The organism is Cellulomonas sp. ICMP 17802, from assembly GCF_041295535.1.
GTDB lineage: Bacteria > Actinomycetota > Actinomycetes > Actinomycetales > Cellulomonadaceae > Cellulomonas.
Window position 1 is genome coordinate 1 of record NZ_JBGFQZ010000037.1, and the last position, 17,215, is coordinate 17,215.

At 73.3% G+C, this 17,215-nt stretch carries 16 protein-coding genes; 3 read left to right on the forward strand and 13 right to left on the reverse strand.

Going from position 1 to position 17,215, the window contains the following annotated elements:
- The 4 genes from AB5970_RS17515 to rimP form a co-directional block, all read right to left on the reverse strand.
- Positions 1-267 (reverse strand): translation initiation factor IF-2 N-terminal domain-containing protein (locus AB5970_RS17515; protein ID WP_370505228.1); only part of this gene is annotated, 267 nt, incomplete at its 3' end.
- 148 nt (positions 268-415) lie between these two features.
- On the reverse strand, positions 416-694 hold the full coding sequence (locus AB5970_RS17520) for a YlxR family protein (RefSeq protein ID WP_370505229.1): 279 nt from the start codon (positions 692-694) through the stop codon (positions 416-418).
- A gap of 116 nt (positions 695-810) precedes the next feature.
- The gene (gene nusA / locus AB5970_RS17525) at positions 811-1,872 is read right to left on the reverse strand and encodes a transcription termination factor NusA (protein ID WP_370505230.1); all 1,062 of its coding nucleotides are present in this window, start codon (positions 1,870-1,872) and stop codon (positions 811-813) included.
- 1 nt (position 1,873) lies between these two features.
- Positions 1,874-2,443, reverse strand: a complete 570-nt coding sequence (rimP, locus tag AB5970_RS17530) for a ribosome maturation factor RimP (RefSeq protein ID WP_370505231.1) — start codon at positions 2,441-2,443, stop codon at positions 1,874-1,876.
- A gap of 129 nt (positions 2,444-2,572) precedes the next feature.
- Between rimP and AB5970_RS17535 the strand changes: the two genes are divergently transcribed.
- Entirely contained in the window at positions 2,573-3,622 is a 1,050-nt protein-coding gene (locus tag AB5970_RS17535; protein WP_370505232.1) for a DUF4439 domain-containing protein, read from the forward strand.
- Between the two features lie 173 nt (positions 3,623-3,795).
- Here AB5970_RS17535 and AB5970_RS17540 read toward each other — a convergent pair whose 3' ends face one another.
- Positions 3,796-5,592, reverse strand: a complete 1,797-nt coding sequence (locus tag AB5970_RS17540; RefSeq protein WP_370505233.1) for a proline--tRNA ligase — start codon at positions 5,590-5,592, stop codon at positions 3,796-3,798.
- Between the two features lie 64 nt (positions 5,593-5,656).
- Here AB5970_RS17540 and AB5970_RS17545 point away from each other — a divergent pair, with 64 nt between their 5' ends.
- Positions 5,657-6,547: an Fpg/Nei family DNA glycosylase gene (locus AB5970_RS17545; RefSeq protein ID WP_370505253.1), complete on the forward strand. Its 891-nt coding sequence runs from the start codon at positions 5,657-5,659 to the stop codon at positions 6,545-6,547.
- A gap of 34 nt (positions 6,548-6,581) precedes the next feature.
- Here the strand turns inward: AB5970_RS17545 and AB5970_RS17550 are convergent, their stop codons facing one another.
- The 3 genes from AB5970_RS17550 to AB5970_RS17560 all read right to left on the reverse strand — a co-directional run bounded on the left by AB5970_RS17550 (position 6,582) and on the right by AB5970_RS17560 (position 10,143).
- Complete coding sequence (locus tag AB5970_RS17550) at positions 6,582-7,511, reverse strand: GNAT family N-acetyltransferase (RefSeq protein WP_370505234.1); 930 nt, start codon at positions 7,509-7,511, stop codon at positions 6,582-6,584.
- A 79-nt stretch (positions 7,512-7,590) separates the two neighbouring features.
- Positions 7,591-8,727 (reverse strand): flavodoxin-dependent (E)-4-hydroxy-3-methylbut-2-enyl-diphosphate synthase, encoded by a 1,137-nt coding sequence (gene ispG, locus AB5970_RS17555; RefSeq protein WP_370505254.1) that lies wholly within the window; start codon positions 8,725-8,727, stop codon positions 7,591-7,593.
- Between the two features lie 105 nt (positions 8,728-8,832).
- Positions 8,833-10,143, reverse strand: coding sequence for a M50 family metallopeptidase (locus AB5970_RS17560; RefSeq protein ID WP_370505235.1), 1,311 nt, complete (start codon positions 10,141-10,143; stop codon positions 8,833-8,835).
- 206 nt (positions 10,144-10,349) lie between these two features.
- On the opposite strand from AB5970_RS17560, the gene gabT reads away from it, so the two are divergent.
- Positions 10,350-11,696 (forward strand): 4-aminobutyrate--2-oxoglutarate transaminase, encoded by a 1,347-nt coding sequence (gene gabT / locus AB5970_RS17565; protein WP_370505236.1) that lies wholly within the window; start codon positions 10,350-10,352, stop codon positions 11,694-11,696.
- Here gabT and AB5970_RS17570 read toward each other — a convergent pair.
- From AB5970_RS17570 to AB5970_RS17590, 5 genes are all read right to left on the reverse strand, one after another.
- The gene (locus tag AB5970_RS17570) at positions 11,693-12,979 is read right to left on the reverse strand and encodes a saccharopine dehydrogenase family protein (protein WP_370505255.1); all 1,287 of its coding nucleotides are present in this window, start codon (positions 12,977-12,979) and stop codon (positions 11,693-11,695) included. The two genes, gabT and AB5970_RS17570, sit on opposite strands and share 4 nt — an antisense overlap.
- Before the next feature lie 23 nt (positions 12,980-13,002).
- On the reverse strand, positions 13,003-13,779 hold the full coding sequence (locus tag AB5970_RS17575; RefSeq protein ID WP_370505256.1) for an ABC transporter permease: 777 nt from the start codon (positions 13,777-13,779) through the stop codon (positions 13,003-13,005).
- 83 nt (positions 13,780-13,862) lie between these two features.
- Positions 13,863-14,786, reverse strand: a complete 924-nt coding sequence (locus AB5970_RS17580) for an ABC transporter permease (RefSeq protein WP_370505237.1) — start codon at positions 14,784-14,786, stop codon at positions 13,863-13,865.
- Positions 14,783-15,958, reverse strand: a complete 1,176-nt coding sequence (locus AB5970_RS17585) for an ABC transporter ATP-binding protein (protein ID WP_370505238.1) — start codon at positions 15,956-15,958, stop codon at positions 14,783-14,785. The genes AB5970_RS17580 and AB5970_RS17585 overlap by 4 nt, the downstream gene beginning before the upstream one ends.
- Positions 15,955-17,178 carry an ABC transporter substrate-binding protein gene (locus AB5970_RS17590; protein ID WP_370505239.1) on the reverse strand — a complete coding sequence of 408 codons (1,224 nt, stop codon included), beginning with the start codon at positions 17,176-17,178 and terminating at the stop codon, positions 15,955-15,957. The genes AB5970_RS17585 and AB5970_RS17590 overlap by 4 nt, the downstream gene beginning before the upstream one ends.
- Positions 17,179-17,215 lie beyond the last annotated feature (37 nt).

Sequence of the window (17,215 nt, forward strand, 5' to 3'; positions counted from 1 at the left end):
GGCCACGGGAGCGGGGCGGGGGGCCTCGACCGGTGCGGCGGGTGCAGGTGCGGGGGCAGGCGCCGGGCGTGCCGGTGCCTTGGGTGCGGGCGCGGCGGAGGCGCCGCCACCCACGGGGTAGGTGTCACGAAGCTTGCGCACGACCGGCGGCTCGATCGTCGAGGACGCCGAGCGGACGAACTCACCGAGCTCGTTCAGCTTGGTCATGATGGTCTTGCTGTCGACCCCGAGCTCTTTGGCGAGCTCGTAGACGCGGACCTTGGCCACATCTCTCCTGTCTCGGTCCGCCCGGACAGGGTCGGACCGTCGTTAGTGCTGGGTACTCATCGCTGGGTACTCATCGGTGCGTGCTCATCGGGCAGCCATCGGCTTCCAACCCGCTTTCCGTATCGACGATCGGCCTCGCCGCCGGGAACTACCCGACGACGTCCTGCTCCTGCTGCTCGAGGTGACGGTGGACCGCGCTCGTGTCGGGCTGCCCCGCAACTCGCAGGGCACGCCCGAACGCACGCCGGCGTTCGGCCTTCTCGAGACAACCAGGATCGGGGTGCAGCCATGCCCCCCTGCCCGGCATCCGGCGACCGGCGTCCACGACAAGCGCATCTCCTGCGCCGTCACGGTCGACGACCACCCTCAGCAGGGCTGACCTCGGGCCGGTGGCTCGGCACCCCACGCACGTGCGCACCGGACCCATGCCTGAGACATCGTTGAGTGTCTGAGGGGTCCGCCGGCTCGACGGGAGGAGCCGGACATCCGGCCCAGCCGCGGTCAGTCTACCGCGCCGGGGCACGTACGGCGTCACTCGTGAGGTCACTCACTGCCGTCCCTACCCTCGCGGGCACCCTGCGAGGCCGTCGCGTGCTCGCCCGGGACCTCGGCGTCGGAGCGGATGTCGATGCGCCAGCCCGTGAGCTTCGCGGCGAGGCGGGCGTTCTGGCCCTCCTTGCCGATCGCGAGCGACAGCTGGTAGTCCGGCACGACCACGCGGGCCGCGCGCGCCTCGGGGTCGACCACCGTGACCGACAGCACGCGCGCGGGCGACAGCGCGTGCGCGATCATCTCGGCCGGGTCGTCCGCGTGGTCGACGATGTCGATCTTCTCGCCGTGCAGCTCGGCCATCACGGCGCGCACCCGGCCGCCCATCGGGCCGATGCAGGCACCCTTGGCGTTGACGCCGGGCACGGTCGCGCGGACGGCCATCTTGGTGCGGTGGCCGGCCTCGCGCGCCATCGCCGTGATCTCGACGGTGCCGTCCGCCACCTCGGGCACCTCGAGCGCGAACAGCTTGCGCACGAGGTTCGGGTGCGTCCGGGACAGGGTCACCTGCGGGCCGCGCTGGCCCCGGGCCACCTCGAGGACGTAGCCGCGGATGCGGTCGCCGTGCACGTACTCCTCGCCCGGCACCTGCTCGTGCGCGGGCAGCACGGCCTCGGTGCCGCCCACGTCGATGAGCACGGTGCGGGGGTCGCGGCCCTGCTGGATGACGCCGCCGAGCACCTCGCCCTCCTTGCCGCGGAACGCGCCGAGCACCTGGTCGTCCTCGGCGTCCCGCAGCCGCTGCACGATGACCTGGCGGGCCGTCGCGGTGGCGATGCGGCCGAACCCGTCGGGGGTGTCGTCGTACTCGGGTCCGTCCGGGCCCGGCGCCGGCATGATCCCCTCGTGGTCGGGCTCGCCCAGGGGCGCCGCCTCGCGCGCCCAGACGGTCACGTGGCCGGTCTTGCGGTCCACCTCGACCCGCGCCTTCGCCTGCGCGCCCGGGGTCCGGTGGTAGGCGGACAGCAGCGCCTGCTCGATCGCGGAGACCAGCACGTCGAGGCTGATCTCCCGCTCGCGCTCGAGCAGCCGCAGCGCCGTCATGTCGATGTCCATCTCAGCTCTCCTCGCCGGCGGCGTCGCGCCCGGCCTCGTCGTCGTCCACAGGGCCGATGCCCGACAGGTCCACCTCGACGTGCGCCTCGCGCACGTCGGCCAGGAGCACCCGGACGGGGTCGCCCACGGTCGGCTTGCGGCCCTTGCGGCCCGGCGTCACCGGGACGACGACCACGGCGTCGCCGCTGGGGCCGCCCCGCTCGACGTCGGTGAGCCGGCCGGCGAGCTTGGCGCCGTCCGTCAGCGTGAGGGTGACCATGCGCCCGACGGCGCGCGTGAAGTGGCGCCGCTCGGTCAGCGGGCGGTAGACCCCGGGGCTCATCACGTCGAGCGTGTACTCGCCGACGATGACGTCGGCCGCGTCGAGCGCGTCGGAGACCGCACGGGTCGCCTCGGCCACGCGCTCGAGGTCGAGCTCGCCCTCGTCGTCCTCGGTCACGTCGATCACGACCTCGACCACCGAGCGGGCTCCCGACCTGCGCACGGTGACGTCCTCGAGGACGAGACCCCCGGCCACGACGGCGGGCTCCACGACGTGCCGGACCCGCTCTGCGTGCGCTGGCGCGACCATGTCAGCCTCCTGTCGGTCCAGCGGGTCGTCGGCGAGCGACGGTGCGACCCTGTGATGTTGTGGGTCCAGAGTAACGAGTCCGGGCGTGCCCGACGGCCGCGGCCCCGGGGCATGGCAGGATCACCGGCGATGAGCGCGGATCAGAACCCTCCCGGCCCGCGGGATCGCGGGCGCCCGAGGCGCGGGATCGTCCGCGCGCTGGCCGCCGCCGTGACGGTTCTCACGCTCGCGGCGTGCGGGCTGCGCGCGGAGACGCCCGCCCCCGTCGAGCCCAGCCCGGACGCGATCGAGCAGGTCAGGGCCCGCACCGTGGCCGACTCGCTCGCGCTCGCCGAGGCCGCCACGGCCGCCGCCCAGCTGCCCGACGGCGCCGTCGACCCGGTCGCGCCCGTGCTCGCCGACGTGACGTCGTTCTCCGGCCAGCACGCCGACCAGCTGGGCGGCGTCTACGTCTCGGGGCTGCCCACGCCGACGGGCTCCCCCACCACCGCGCCTCCCCCGGCGACGGCCACCGTGGGCGAGGTGCTCGCGCAGCTGGCGACGGCCGCGGCGACGGCGCGCGCCGACGCCGACGCCCTGACCGACGGACCGCTCGCCCGGCTCGTCGCGTCGGTCGCCACGTCCCGCGCCGAGCTGGCGACCCGGCTCGCGCACGCGACCGGCACCGAGGTGCCACCCGTACCGGACGCGACCGCGACCGCGACCGCGAGCCCCGCACCGACCCCGAGCGGGACGGCGCTCGTCGACGGGCTCACCGCCGACGAGCTCGGCGCGCTGGCCCTGGTCCACGACCAAGCCGGCTACGGGTTCGAGGTGGTCGCCGCGAAGCTGTCGGGCGACCAGCGCTCCACGGCCGCCGCGGCCGCCGCCGCCCACCGCTCCCGCAGCGAGGAGTGGGCCCAGGCCGCGGGCATCGACGGCTCCGCCCAGGACCCCCGCCGCGCGTCCTACACGCTGCCCGCCGGCCTGGACGACCCCGCGGTGGCCACGACGCTGGCGCGCACGCTCGAGACCGCGGTGGCCGACGCCTATGCCACCGCGGTCGCGCAGGCCGCGCCCGGCAGCCGGGCGCCCCTGCTCGACGGCCTGCGGGACGCGACCGACGCCGCGGCCGGCTGGGGCGCCACCCCGGTCCCGTTCCCGGGGCTCCCGGAGCGCGCGCAGCAGCCCACGGGCTGACCCGGACCCCGCACGACGACGTCCGAGGATCCGGTCGCTACTGATCTCCTTGCCGGACGTCCGCGGACGTGAGCGCCCTGGCGACCGAATGCTCGGACGCTACGGGGTTTCCCTGCCGGAGGTCCGAGGAGGTGGTCGCCGGGGCGGCCACCTCCTCGGACGTCGCGTGGCTGCTACGCGGTGAGGAGCCCGGTGACCAGCGCGGCCACGCGGTCCGCGGCCTCGGCCACGGGGACCTGCTCGGTGGTGCCGCCGACGCGCGGGCGGACCTCGACGACGCCCTCGGCGAGACCGCGGCCGACGACGACCACCAGCGGGACCCCGAGCAGCTCGGCGTCGGCGAACTTCACGCCGGGCGAGACCTTGCCCGCGCGGTCGTCGTAGAGCACCTCGACGCCGCGCGACGAGAGCTCCGTCGCGAGCGCGTCGGCCGCCTCGAAGACGGCCTGCTCCTTCCCGGTGGCCACCACGTGCACGTGCGCGGGGGCGACGTGCGCCGGCCAGGCCAGCCCGCGCTCGTCGTTGTTGGCCTCCGCGAGCGCGGCGAGGACGCGGGTCACGCCGATGCCGTACGAGCCCATGGTCACCACCTGCGCCTTGCCGTTCTGGTCCAGCACCGTCAGGCCGAGCGCCTGCGCGTACTTGCGACCGAGCGCGAAGATGTGGCCGATCTCGATGCCGCGCGCCAGCTCGAGCGGGCCCGAGCCGTCGGGGGCCGGGTCGCCCGCGCGGACCTCGGCGGCCTCGACGGTGCCGTCGGCGGTGAAGTCGCGGCCCGCCACCAGGTCGAAGACGTGCTTGCCGGGCTCGTTGGCGCCGGTGATCCAGCGCGTCCCGGCGACCACGCGCGGGTCGAGCAGGTACCGGACGGCCGTCCGCTCGGCGCCCTCGGCCACGGGCACGTTCGGGCCCAGGACGCCCGGGCCGAGGTAGCCGCGGACCAGCTCGGGGTGGGCCGCGAAGTCGGCGTCGCCGGCGGCCTCCACCTCGGCAGGCGAGACGGACGCCTCGAGGCGCTTGAGGTCGACCTCGCGGTCGCCCGGCAGCCCGACGACGAGCAGCTCGCGCTCGCCGTTCGGGTGCACCAGGGCGAGCACCACGTTCTTCAGCGTGTCCGCCGCCGCCCACGCCCGGTCCGGGCGCGCGAAGCGCTCGTTGGCGACCGCCACCAGGGTGTCGATGGTCGGGGTGTCCGGCGTGTCCTCGACGTGGGCCGCCGGGGCGTCGTCGTACGGCACGGCGTCGGGCACGACCGTGGTGACCGCCTCGACGTTCGCCGCGTACCCGCCGGGCGAGCGCACGAATGTGTCCTCCCCGATCGCCGTCGGCGTGAGGAACTCCTCGGAGCGCGAGCCGCCCATGGCGCCCGACGTCGCCGCGACGATGACGTACTCGAGCCCGAGGCGGTCGAAGATCCGCTGGTAGGCGTCGCGCTGGGCCTGGTAGGACGCCTCCAGGCCGGCGTCGTCGATGTCGAACGAGTAGGCGTCCTTCATGATGAACTCGCGGCCGCGGATGAGGCCGGCGCGCGGGCGGGCCTCGTCGCGGTACTTGGTCTGGATCTGGTACAGCGCCAGCGGCAGGTCCTTGTACGACGAGTACAGGTCCTTGACCAGGAGCGTGAACATCTCCTCGTGCGTCGGCGCGAGCAGGTAGTCGCCGCCCTTGCGGTCCTTGAGCCGGAAGATGTTCGGCCCGTACTCGGTCCAGCGGCCCGTCGCCTCGTACGGCTCCTTGGGCAGCAGCGCCGGGAAGTGCACCTCCTGCGCGCCGGCCGCGGCCATCTCCTCGCGGACCACCTGCTCGACCTTCGCCAGCACCCGCAGGCCGAGCGGCAGCCAGGTGTAGATGCCGGGGGCGGCGCGGCGGATGTAGCCGGCGCGCACGAGCAGCCGGTGGCTGGCGACCTCGGCGTCGACCGGGTCCTCGCGCAGGGTGCGGAAGAAGAGCTGGGAGAGGCGGATGAGCATGGACGGAGCCTAGTTGCCCGCGATCCATGGGCCGTACGGGAATCCGTGGGGTTGGATGGTGCTCGTGCCGGAGCTGCCCGAGGTCGAGGCGCTCGCGCAGTTCCTGCGCGGGCGCATGGTGGGTCACGCCGTGACCGAGGTGTCGGTCGGCGCGATCAGCGCGCTGAAGACCTTCCGTCCCGCGCCCGACGCCCTCGTGGGCGGCACCGTGGTGGACGCGCAGCGCCACGGCAAGTGGCTCGACGTCATGGTCGCGACACCCACCGGCGAGCCCCTGCACCTGGTGTGGCACCTCTCGCGCGCCGGCTGGGTGCGCTGGTCGGAGCAGCTGTCCACCAACCCCGTGCGGCCCGGCAAGTCCCCCCTCGCCCTGCGCGTGCGGCTCGACGACGGCTCCGGGTTCGACCTCACCGAGGCGGGCACCCGCAAGCGGCTCGCGGTCCACGTGGTCGAGGACCCGTCCGACGTGCCGCAGATCGCCACGCTCGGCGTCGAGCCGCTGTCCGACGAGTTCACCGAGGACCGCCTGGCCGAGCTGCTCGCGGCGCGCAACCAGCAGGTCAAGGGCCTCCTGCGGGACCAGGGCACCATCGCGGGCATCGGCAACGCCTACTCGGACGAGATCCTGCACACCGCCCGGATGAGCCCGTTCGCGATGACGCGGTCGTTCGACGCCGCGCGCACCCGGACCCTGTGGGAGGCGATCCGCGAGGTCCTCGCCGGCGCCGTCGAGTCGGCCTCGGGCAAGCCCGCCGCCGAGCTCAAGGACTCCAAGCGGCGCGGGATGAAGGTGCACGGCCGCACCGGGCAGCCGTGCCCGGGGTGGAACGACGTGCCGTGCGGGGACACGGTGCACGAGGTGTCGTTCGCCGACTCGTCGCTGCAGTACTGCCCGACGTGCCAGACGGGCGGCAAGCCCCTGGCGGACCGGCGGATGTCGCGGCTGCTCCGCTGAGGCGCCACGAGGCCGGCGCTGACGCTTCCCTGCGTCAGAACAGCACGGTCGCGTACGTGCCGACCTGCCGGAAGCCCACCGCGCGGTAGGACGCCAGCGCGCGGGCGTTGTAGTTGTTCACGTAGAGCGACACCAGCGGTGCCACCTCGCCGCGCGCGATCTGCACGACCGCGGCCATCCCGCTCTCCGAGAGCCGTTCGCCGCGGCGGTCCGGCGCCACCCAGACACCCTGGACCTGCGCCACTCCCCCGGCCACGGCACCGAGCTCGGCCTTGAACACGACGTCGCCGGGCGGCCGGCGGTCGCGCCGCCAGTCCTGCGGCGCCGGGCCGGTCGGGTCGATCCGGACGAACGACCGGCCCTGGGCGATCAGGCCGTGCACCCGCGTCTCGTACGGTCCGCCGGGACCGCTCACCGGCGAGTACCCGACCTCCTCGGTGAACATGCGGACGCACGCGGGCAGCACGACGTCGAACTCCTCGGGCCGCGACCGGCGGACCCGCGGGTCGGCGGGGACCAGCGGCGCGTGCTCGATGACCATCGACGGCTGGTCGTCGCGGACCTCACGGGCCGCCGGCCAGAAGTACCGCAGCCGCCCCCACAGGCCGAGCACGGCATCGGCGGGCCCGACGATCGACGAGCACCGCCGGCCCTGGCCGCGGGCCAGCCCGGCGAACGCGTCGAGCGCGCGGCTGACGACGCGCGGGTCGTCGACGGGGATGACGGGGACCATGTTGGCGCCGGCGAAGCAGATGCCGAGCAGCTCGTGGTCCTCCTCGTACCCCCAGAGCGCGCCGCCGGCCGCCCGCAGGGACGACCCGACGGCCTGCTCGAGCCGCGCGGTCGCCAGGACGGAACCCACGGCGTCCCGCGCGCAGACCGCCAGCGCGCTCGCGAGATCGACGTCTCCGAGCACGCGGCCTCCGGCCCGGCCGTCGAGCAGCGCAGCGGCGTCTTGCACCATGGGTAGATCCTGCACCACCGGGGCACAGTTCACCCGCGGTCCCGACACGTCGTTCGAGTGACTGCCGCCGCGTCGGGGGTCAGCCGACGGTGACCACCGGGGAGCCGTCGCCGGCCTCGACCGGGTCCATGCTCTCGGCGAGGCGCATGGCCTCCTCGATCAGGGTCTCCACGATGAGCGCCTCGGGGACGGTCTTGATGACCTGGCCCTTGACGAAGATCTGGCCCTTGCCGTTGCCGGACGCGACGCCGAGGTCGGCCTCGCGGGCCTCTCCGGGCCCGTTGACGACGCAGCCCATGACGGCCACGCGCAGCGGGACCTCCATGCCCTCGAGCCCGGCGGTGACGCGCTCGGCGAGCGAGTACACGTCGACCTGGGCGCGACCGCAGGAGGGGCAGGAGACGATCTCGAGCTTGCGCGGACGCAGGTTGAGCGACTGCAGGATCTGGATGCCGACCTTGACCTCCTCGACCGGCGGCGCGGACAGGGACACGCGGATGGTGTCGCCGATGCCCTTGCTCAGCAGCGCGCCGAACGCGGTGGCGGACTTGATCGTGCCCTGGAAGGCGGGGCCGGCCTCGGTCACGCCGAGGTGCAGCGGCCAGTCGCCCCGCTCGGAGAGCAGCTCGTAGGCGCGGACCATGATCACGGGGTCGTTGTGCTTCACCGAGATCTTGAAGTCGCGGAAGCCGTGCTCCTCGAATAGCGACGCCTCCCAGACGGCCGACTCGACGAGCGCCTCGGGCGTGGCCTTGCCGTACTTCGCCAGCAGCCGCGGGTCCAGGGAGCCGGCGTTGACGCCGATGCGGATCGACGTGCCGGCGTCGGTCGCGGCCTTGGCGATCTCCTTCACCTGGTCGTCGAACTTGCGGATGTTGCCCGGGTTCACGCGGACCGCGGCGCAGCCGGCGTCGATCGCGGCGAACACGTACTTGGGCTGGAAGTGGATGTCCGCGATCACCGGGATCTGCGACTTGTGCGCGATCGCGGGCAGCGCGTCGGCGTCGTCCTGGGTGGGCACGGCCACGCGCACGATGTCGCAGCCGGCCGCCGTCAGCTCCGCGATCTGCTGCAGCGTCGAGTTGATGTCGGTGGTCTGCGTGGTGCACATCGACTGCACGCTGACCGGTGCGTCGCCGCCGACCTCGATCTTGCCGACCTTGATCTTGCGGGTCTTGCGGCGCGGGGCCAGTACCAGGGGGGGTGCCTCCGGCATGCCGAGGCTGATCGGGATGCTCACCTCGCCATCATCGCACCCGGCAGCACGCGCGCCCGCCCGCAGGGGCCGGTGTGCACGAGATCACCCCAGGGCCCCCACCGATCAGATCTGCACCGGGTTGACGATGTCGGCGTAGACCAGCAGCACGCCCACGGCACCCAGCACCAGGAACACCGAGTACGCGAGCGGGACCAGCTTGGCGGAGTCGAACGGCCCGGGCCGCGGCAGGCCCCGCAGGCGGGCGACCTGGCGCCGGGCACCCTCCCACAGGGCAGCGGCGACGTGCCCGCCGTCGAGCGGCGGCAGCGGGATGAGGTTGAAGACGAACAGCGCGATGTTCAGGGCGGCGAGCATCTGCAGCAGCGAGGCCGCCTTGATCTGCCAGTCGAGGCCGTCGGTCGACGCGATCTCGCCGGCGAAGCGCCCGATGCCGACGATCCCGACGATGCTGTTCTGGTCGCGCGGCGTGTTGTTCACCTCGGACCGGACCAGGTCGCCCACGCGCGCCGGGAGCGTCGCGACGACCGTCATGGTCTGCCACGTCGTGCTCGCCACGACCCCGGGCACCGAGAGCACCGGCTGGCGGACCATCTCCTGCGACGGGGAGACGCCGAGGAAGCCGACCGACGTCGTGGTCGGCTTGCCGGCGTCGTCGAGGACGGGCTCGCCGGCCTCGTCGTAGACGGGCCGGTCGGCGACGACCGGGGTGACCGTGAGGTCGAGGGTGGCCCCGTCGCGCTCCACGACGACCGGCACCGGCTCGGCGCTCGACGCGCGGATCAGCGTCGAGAGCTGCTCCCACGAGGTGATCTCGGTGCCGTCGTAGGACACGACCGTGTCGCCCGGCTGGATGCCCGCGGCGGCGGCCGGGGCGACGACGTCGGACGCGGTGCACTCCCGCGACGCGGGCGCGTCCGCGGGGATGACGCACTGCGAGACGCCCGAGACGTGCGGCGTCAGGGTGGGCATCCCGAAGCCGACCAGCACGATCCCCATGAGCACGAACGCGATGAGCAGGTTCATCACCGGGCCGCCGAGCATGACGACCAGCTTCTTGGGCGTCGAGAGGTGGTAGAAGGCGCGGGCGTCCTCGCCGGGCCGGATCTCCTCGGCGCTGGCCTGCCGGGCGTCGCGCGCGAGCCGGCCGAGCCAGGTGCGCGCCGGGGGGTTGCCCACCGCGGCGTCGGGCGGGTACATGCCCACCAGCCGCACGTAGCCGCCGAGCGGGATCGCCTTGAGGCCGTACTCGGTCTCTCCCTTGGTGCGCGACCAGAGCGTGGGACCGAAGCCGACCATGTAGTGGCTCACGCGCACGCCGAACCGCTTGGCGGGCACCATGTGCCCCACCTCGTGCAGCCCGATGGACAGCAGCAGCACCACCAGCACGATCAGTACAGCGCCCAGGTACTCCATCGACCCCTCCGTCACCAGCCCGCACCCACGCGCGAGAGCGGGGTCTCGGTCGACCCGCGCGACCCCATCTTCCCCCGGCTCGCTGAGAACCTCCTGACAGCGTGCCCAGGTCACCCGATCGGCGCGTCGCGTCCGTCCCGGACCGTTCGTCGGATTCCGTCGCGCGGATGCTTTCGGAACCACGAGATCCGCATTAGCGTCCCCTCATGACCACCGTTTCCGCCCCCACCTCTCCCCTCGAGCAGCGCCGCGTCCTGCGCACGGCGATCCCGGGGCCGCGCTCGGTCGCCCTCGGGGCCCGCCGTCGCGCGGCCGTCGCGGCCGGCGTGTCGTCGACGCTGCCCGTCTACGTGGCGCGCGCGGCCGGTGCAGTGATCGAGGACGTCGACGGCAACGTGCTGGTGGACCTGGGCTCGGGCATCGCCGTGACCTCGGTGGGCGCCAGCGCGCCCGAGGTCGCCGCGGCGGTGGCCGCCCAGGCGGCGGACTTCACGCACACGTGCTTCATGATCAGCCCCTACGAGGAGTACGTCGCGGTGTGCGAGGGCCTGGCCCGCGTGACCCCGGGCGACCACGAGAAGCGGTCGGTGCTGGTGAACTCCGGCGCCGAGGCCGTCGAGAACGCCGTGAAGATCGCCCGCCGCGCCACCGGGCGCGAGGCCGTGCTGGTGCTCGACCACGCGTACCACGGGCGCACCAACCTGACGATGGCCATGACCGCACGGGCCATGCCGTACAAGACCGGGTTCGGCCCCTTCGCCGGCGAGGTGTACCGGGTGCCGGCGTCCTACCCGCTGCGCGATCCCGAGGGGATGACCGGCGAGCAGGCGGCGCGGCGCGCGATCGACGTCGCCGAGCGGCAGGTGGGCGCCGACCAGGTGGCCGCGCTGGTGGTCGAGCCGATCCTGGGCGAGGGCGGCTTCGTGGTGCCCGCGCCCGGGTTCCTGCCGACCCTCGCCGCGTGGGCGGCCGAGAAGGGCATCGTCTTCGTCGCCGACGAGGTGCAGACCGGGTTCGCGCGCACCGGGACGATGTTCGCCTGCGAGGACGAGGGGGTCGTGCCGGACCTGGTCGCGCTGGCCAAGGGCATCGCCGGCGGCCTCCCCCTGGGCGCCGTCACCGGCCGCGCCGAGCTGCTGGACGCCGTGCACGCGGGCGGGCTCGGCGGCACGTTCGGCGGCAACCCGATCGCGTGCGCGGCCGCGCTGGCGTCGCTGGAGATCTACGAGCGCGACGACCTGGCCGGGGCCGCCCGGGCGATCGAGGCCGCGGTGGTCCCCCGGCTCCGGGCGCTCCAGCAGGACGTGCCCGCGCTCGCCGACGTGCGCGGGCGCGGCGCGATGCTGGCCGTCGAGCTCGTGGTGCCCGGCACGCTCGAGCCCGACAAGGCCGCGGCGCAGAAGGTCGCCGCCGCCTGCGCGGCGCAGGGCGTGCTCGTGCTCACCTGCGGCACCTGGGGCAACGTCCTGCGGCTGCTGCCGCCGCTGGTCATCGGCCTCGACCTGCTGGACGAGGCGCTCACCGTCCTGGAGGACGCGCTCCGCGCCCTCTAGGCGAAGGGCGTGCGCTCCTCGAGGCCCCACGGCGAGCCGTAGCCCTCGGGCGTCGGCGCGGCCAGGAGCTCGAGGAACGGGACGGCGTCGAACGCCTCCGGCCCCAGCACGCCCGTGCCGCTCCACGTGCCCGCGGCCAGGAGCTCGAGCGCGACCACGGGGTTCACGGCGGTCTGCCAGACGACGCACTGCGCGCCGTACTCGGCCATCGACCATGCGTTGTCGACGAGGTGGTGCAGGTAGACCTCGCGGGGCGCGCCGTCCTTGCCCGTGCCGGTGACCAGCAGGCCCGCGCACGTCGACCCGGTCATGCGGGGGCCGATGGTCGCGGGGTCGGGCAGCGCGGCCGCGACGACGTCGCGCGGGCTCACGGGCACCCCCCGGACAGTCACGGGCTCGGTCCGGTCCAGCCCGAGCCGGTGCAGCGTCTGCAGGACGCCGATGAACTCCTCGCCGAGGCCGTACTTGAACGTCACCTTGCGGGCGTCCACCCAGCGGGGCATGAGGAGCACCTCCTCGTGCTCCACGTGCACGCACTCGACGTCGCCGATCGGGTCCGGGAACCGGAACACCTCGGGCTCGTGGAAGGGCGCGACGGTGAACCAGCCGTCCTCCAGCCCCGCGCCCGCCTCGGCCCGGTCGGCCGACCAGATCACCGGCGGGTTGAGGCACTCCTCGATCGTGGTCCAGATGGAGAACGAGGGCGCGAAGATCGGCTCCCCGTCGTCGCCGCGCACCTCCAGGTTGGCGCCGTCGCGGACACCCAGCTCGTCGATCGCCGAGAACAGGTGGTCCGCGGCGTACCGCGCGAACACGTCGGACAGCCCGGGCTCGACCCCGATGCCGACCAGCGCGAGCTGCCCGTCGGCCTCCCACGCCGAGGCCTGCGCGAACTGCTCGTCCCCCAGCTTCACGCCCGGCAGCTCGTACGGGCGCTCCGGGTGCGCGTGCGACAGGGACATCGCCATGTCGAGGTAGTGGGCACCCGCCGCGCGCACGCCCTCGAAGATCGGCAGCACGAACCGCGGGTCGACCGCGTTGAGCACGTGCGTCGCCCCGTGCTCGCGGACGAGCGCCTCGACCGCGGCCGCGCTGGACGCGTCGACCACCGCGGCGACGAACCGTCCGCCCACCACGTCGTGCGTGCTCGCCGCCTCGACCGTGCGCTGCGACCGCCCGAGGTCGACGTCGGCCACCACGAGCGTGTCGAAGAACCGCCGGCGTGCCGCGATCCGGGCGACCGCGTCGCCCACCCCACCACTGCCGACCACCAGGATCCGCACGAGCCCCGCCTCCGACCTGTCGTTCACCGTGCGCGGAGCCGCTTGCTCCGCGCGTAGCCGAGCACCTGGACCAGGACGACGATCACCAGGGCCAGGACGAACATGAACGAGCTGATCACGTTGGCCTGCGGCGGGATCCCGCGGGTCGCGCTCACGTACACGAACTTGGGGAAGGTCGTGTACGAGCCCGACGTGAAGTTGGTGACGATGAAGTCGTCGAAGCTCAGGCTGAACGCCAGCAGCGCCGCCGCCGCGATGCCCGGGATCAGGAGCGGGAACGTCACGCGCCAGAACGCCTGCCACGGCGACGCGTACAGGTCCGCCGCGGCCTCCTCGAGCGCGGGGTCCAGGCTGGACACCCGCGCCTTCACGGTGACGACCACGAAGCTGATGCAGAACATCACGTGCGCCGTGACCACGGTGCCGAACCCGAGCGGCAGGCGCACCGACAGGAACTGCGCGAGCAGCGCGGCGCCGAGCACCACCTCGGGCGTCGACATCGGCAGGAAGATCAGCAGGTTGGTCAGCGCGCGCCCGCGGAACCGGAACCGCACCAGCGCGATCGCCATGAGCGTGCCCAGGGCCGTCGCCACCAGGGTCGAGACGAGCCCGACCTGGAGCGAGTTGGCGAACGCCTCGCACACCTGCGGCGCGCCGCAGGGGTTCTGCCAGTTGTCCAGCGTGAACCCGCGCCAGACGAGGTTGGTCTTGGCGGCGTCGTTGAACGAGAACGCGACGGTGTACGCCACCGGCACGAGCAGGTAGACGAACGCGAGCGCGGCGAACACCGGGATGATCAGGTCGCCGAGCCGCCGGCGCGGGCGGCGCGCCGCCGGGGCCTGCGCGCTCCGCGCGGTGGTCGAGACGGGCTCGAGGACGGCCGTCACAGCAGGTCCTCCGTCCCGGCCCGGCGGATGTACGCGCCCACCAGCAGCAGGATCGCCACCATGAGCACCACGGACAGCGAGGCCGCCGTCGGGTAGTCGAGCACCTTGAAGAACCGGGCGTCGATGACCTGGCCGACCATCGTCGTGTTCGTGTTGTTGCCGAGCAGCGAGGCGTTGACGTAGTCGCCCGCCGCGGGGATGAAGGTCAGCAGCGTGCCGGCCACGACGCCCGGCATCGACAGCGGCCACGTGACCGTGCGGAACGTGGTGGTGGGCGACGCGTACAGGTCCGCGCCCGCCTCGAGCAGCCGCGAGTCCAGCCGCTCGAGGGCGGCGAAGATCGGCAGCACCATGAACGGCAGGAAGTTGTAGGTCAGGCCGCAGACGACGGCGAACGGGGTCGCCGTCAGGCGCGCGTCCGCCGGCAGCAGGTGCAGCCAGTGCAGGGCCGTGACCACCAGGGCGTCGTCGGCCAGGATCTGCTTCCACGCGATCGTCCGCAGGATGAAGCTGGTGAAGAACGGGGCGACGACGAGCACGAGCAGCAGGCCCTGCAGCAGCTTGCGCCCGCGGGCCCGGACCGCGATGGCGTACGCCATGGGATAGCCGATCGCCAGCGCGGCGCCGGTGGCCAGCAGCGCGAACCAGAACGAGCGGACGATCGTCGGCCAGAACTGCGCGATCGCGTCGACGTAGTTCTGCCAGTGGAACGCCGGCTGGTACTGGCCGACGTCGCCGCCGGGCACGGGCACATACAGGGACGTCGCCAGCAGCGCGCCGACCGGCACCACGAAGAAGAGGATCAGGTAGAGCAGGCCCGGTCCCAGCAGGACGAGGTGGGCCCGCTGCGCGGTGCGGCGGGGCGGCGGGGCGTCCGGCCCGCTCGCGACGCTGTCCCCCAGGGCGGCCGCGATGCTCACGGCTCGTCGTCCAGGTCGACCGTGCCCTCGTCGCGCGCCTGCGCGCCGTCCAGCCCGAACGTGAAGTCGACCGGCCAGGCCAGCTGCACGGCCGACCCCACCGCGACCGTGGCGCCGCCCAGCAGGTTCTGCGCGAAGACGCCGAAGGTGCCCAGCCCGGCCACCTCGACCTGGTACTGCGTGCTGACGCCCATGAACGACACGTCGGTGACGACCCCGGGCCCCAGCACGTTCTCCGCGGCGGCGGGCTCCTGGTCGCCCACGAGCAGCCGCATCTTCTCCGGGCGGGCGCCGACGAGCACCGCACCCTCGGTCCGCACGGCGCGCGCCTCCGGGACGAGCACGCGCGTGCCCCGGACGTCCACCCCGAGCAGGCCGCGCTTCGCCAGGCGCTCGGTCACGGTGCCCGACACGAGGTTGGACTGCCCGAGGAAGTTGGCCACGAAGGCCGTGCGCGGCAGCTCGTACAGGTCCGCCGGCGAGCCCATCTGCTCGATCCGGCCGCGGTTCATCACGGCGACCGTGTCGGCCATCGTCATGGCCTCCTCCTGGTCGTGCGTGACGTGCACGAACGTGAGGCCGACCTCCGTCTGGATGCGCTTGAGCTCGAGCTGCATCTGGCGCCGGAGCTTGAGGTCGAGCGCACCGAGCGGCTCGTCCAGCAGCAGCAGCGCGGGCCGGTTCACCAGCGCGCGCGCCAGGGCGACCCGCTGCTGCTGACCGCCCGAGAGCTGCGCGGGCTTGCGGTCCGCGAGGTGACCCAGCTCGACCAGGTCGAGCCCCTCGGCCACGCGCCGCGCGACGTCGCTCGCGCGCGACCGCTTCAGGCCGAACGCGACGTTCTCCCCGACGGTGAGGTGCGGGAACAGCGCGTAGCTCTGGAACACGGTGTTGACCGGCCGCTGGTGCGCCCGGGTGCCGGTCACGTCGCGGCCGCCGATCGAGAGCGTGCCGGCGGTCGGCTGCTCGAGGCCGGCCACCATCCGCAGCGTGGTCGTCTTGCCGCAGCCGGACGGCCCGAGCAGGGCGAAGAACGACCCCGACGGCACGGTGAGCGTGAGGTCGTCCACCGCGACGAACGGGCCGAACGCCTTGGTCACGCCCTCGATCTCGAGCGCGGCACCCCCGGGTCCCGTGGCGTCCGCCACGGGGAGGCTCGCCGTGCTCGTCATGCGCCGATCACGGTGAGGAACTCGCCGTTGTAGCGCTCCTCCTCGTCGGGCGTCAGCGTGCGGAACACGCTGACCTTCGCCAGGATCTCGTCGGTCGGGAAGATGTACGGGTTCTCCGCGAGGTCCGGGTCGATCTTCTCCATCTCCTCCTTGGCGCCCTCGACCGGGGTGATGTAGTTGACCCACGCCGCCACCTGCGCCGCGACCGCCGGGTCGTAGTAGTAGTTCATGAGGTCCTCGGCGTTGGACAGGTGGGGCGAGCCCACCGGCACCATGAGGTTGTCGCTCCAGAGCGTGCCGCCCGCGTCGGGGATGGCGAACTCGAACTTGTCGTCCGCCTCGTAGTTGAGCGACGTGATGTCGCCCGACCACCCGATGACCGCGATCGCGTCGCCCGACGCCAGGTCCTGCGTGTAGGCGTTGCCCCGCACCTGCCGGATGTGCCCGGACTCGATCTTCTCCTTGAGGATGTCGAGCGCGCCGTAGAAGTCGTTGTCGCTCCAGTCGCCCGCGGGGTCGATGCCCTGGTCGAGCATGATCAGGCCCATCGTGTCGCGCATCTCCGAGAGCACCTCCACGCGGCCGGCCAGCTCGGGCGCCCAGAGGTCGCTCAGCGTGTGCAGCCCGTTCGGCACCTTCTCCTTGTCCCAGGCCAGGCCCGCGAACCCGGACTGCCAGGTCAGGGAGTGCGTGCGGCCCGGGTCGAAGTCGACGTTCGCCAGGTTGGGCAGGATGTTGGCGGCGTTGGGGATCCGGGCCTTGTCCAGCTCCTGGGTGTAGCCCAGGCGGATCATCCGCGCGGCCATCCAGTCGGTGAGCGTGACGATGTCGTAGCCGATGTCCTGGCCGTTCTTCAGCTGGCCCGACACCTTGCCGTAGAACGCGTCGTTGTCGTCGATGTCCTCGGCGTACGTGACCTTGAGGCCCGACTGCTTCTCGAACGCGACCAGCGACGGGTACGAGGTGCCGTCGTCGTCCTGGTCGAGGTACTGGGTCCAGTTGGCCCAGCGGACGATCTTGTCATCGCCCGACACGTCCTTGGCGGTCTGCGCGGTGGCGGACGGCGATCCCGTGCCGCACGCCGCGAGCAGGGCGCCGGCGCCGGCCGTGCCGAGGGCGCCGATCAGGAACGAGCGCCGCGACAGCTGTGCCCGTTGCGCCTGCGCGACGAGCGCGCGGACGCGCGGGTCGGCGGGGGCGGGGCGGCGGAGGTTGCTCATCAGGCTCCTAGGGTGCCGGAGGGTGCCGCCGAGCACG

What these genes read in the sequence shown, in the direction of transcription:
- AB5970_RS17540 (WP_370505233.1), bottom strand. Translation starts at nt 5,592, where the DNA reads ATGCTCATCCGCCTCTCCCAGCTCTTCTTCCGCACCCTGCGCGAGGAC.
- AB5970_RS17585 (WP_370505238.1), bottom strand. Translation starts at nt 15,958, where the DNA reads ATGACGAGCACGGCGAGCCTCCCCGTGGCGGACGCCACGGGACCCGGG.
- AB5970_RS17560 (WP_370505235.1), bottom strand. Translation starts at nt 10,143, where the DNA reads ATGGAGTACCTGGGCGCTGTACTGATCGTGCTGGTGGTGCTGCTGCTG.
- AB5970_RS17590 (WP_370505239.1), bottom strand. Translation starts at nt 17,178, where the DNA reads ATGAGCAACCTCCGCCGCCCCGCCCCCGCCGACCCGCGCGTCCGCGCG.
- AB5970_RS17550 (WP_370505234.1), bottom strand. Translation starts at nt 7,511, where the DNA reads ATGGTGCAAGACGCCGCTGCGCTGCTCGACGGCCGGGCCGGAGGCCGC.
- ispG (WP_370505254.1), bottom strand. Translation starts at nt 8,727, where the DNA reads ATGCCGGAGGCACCCCCCCTGGTACTGGCCCCGCGCCGCAAGACCCGC.
- gabT (WP_370505236.1), top strand. Translation starts at nt 10,350, where the DNA reads ATGACCACCGTTTCCGCCCCCACCTCTCCCCTCGAGCAGCGCCGCGTC.
- AB5970_RS17535 (WP_370505232.1), top strand. Translation starts at nt 2,573, where the DNA reads ATGAGCGCGGATCAGAACCCTCCCGGCCCGCGGGATCGCGGGCGCCCG.
- rimP (WP_370505231.1), bottom strand. Translation starts at nt 2,443, where the DNA reads ATGGTCGCGCCAGCGCACGCAGAGCGGGTCCGGCACGTCGTGGAGCCC.
- AB5970_RS17520 (WP_370505229.1), bottom strand. Translation starts at nt 694, where the DNA reads ATGGGTCCGGTGCGCACGTGCGTGGGGTGCCGAGCCACCGGCCCGAGG.
- nusA (WP_370505230.1), bottom strand. Translation starts at nt 1,872, where the DNA reads ATGGACATCGACATGACGGCGCTGCGGCTGCTCGAGCGCGAGCGGGAG.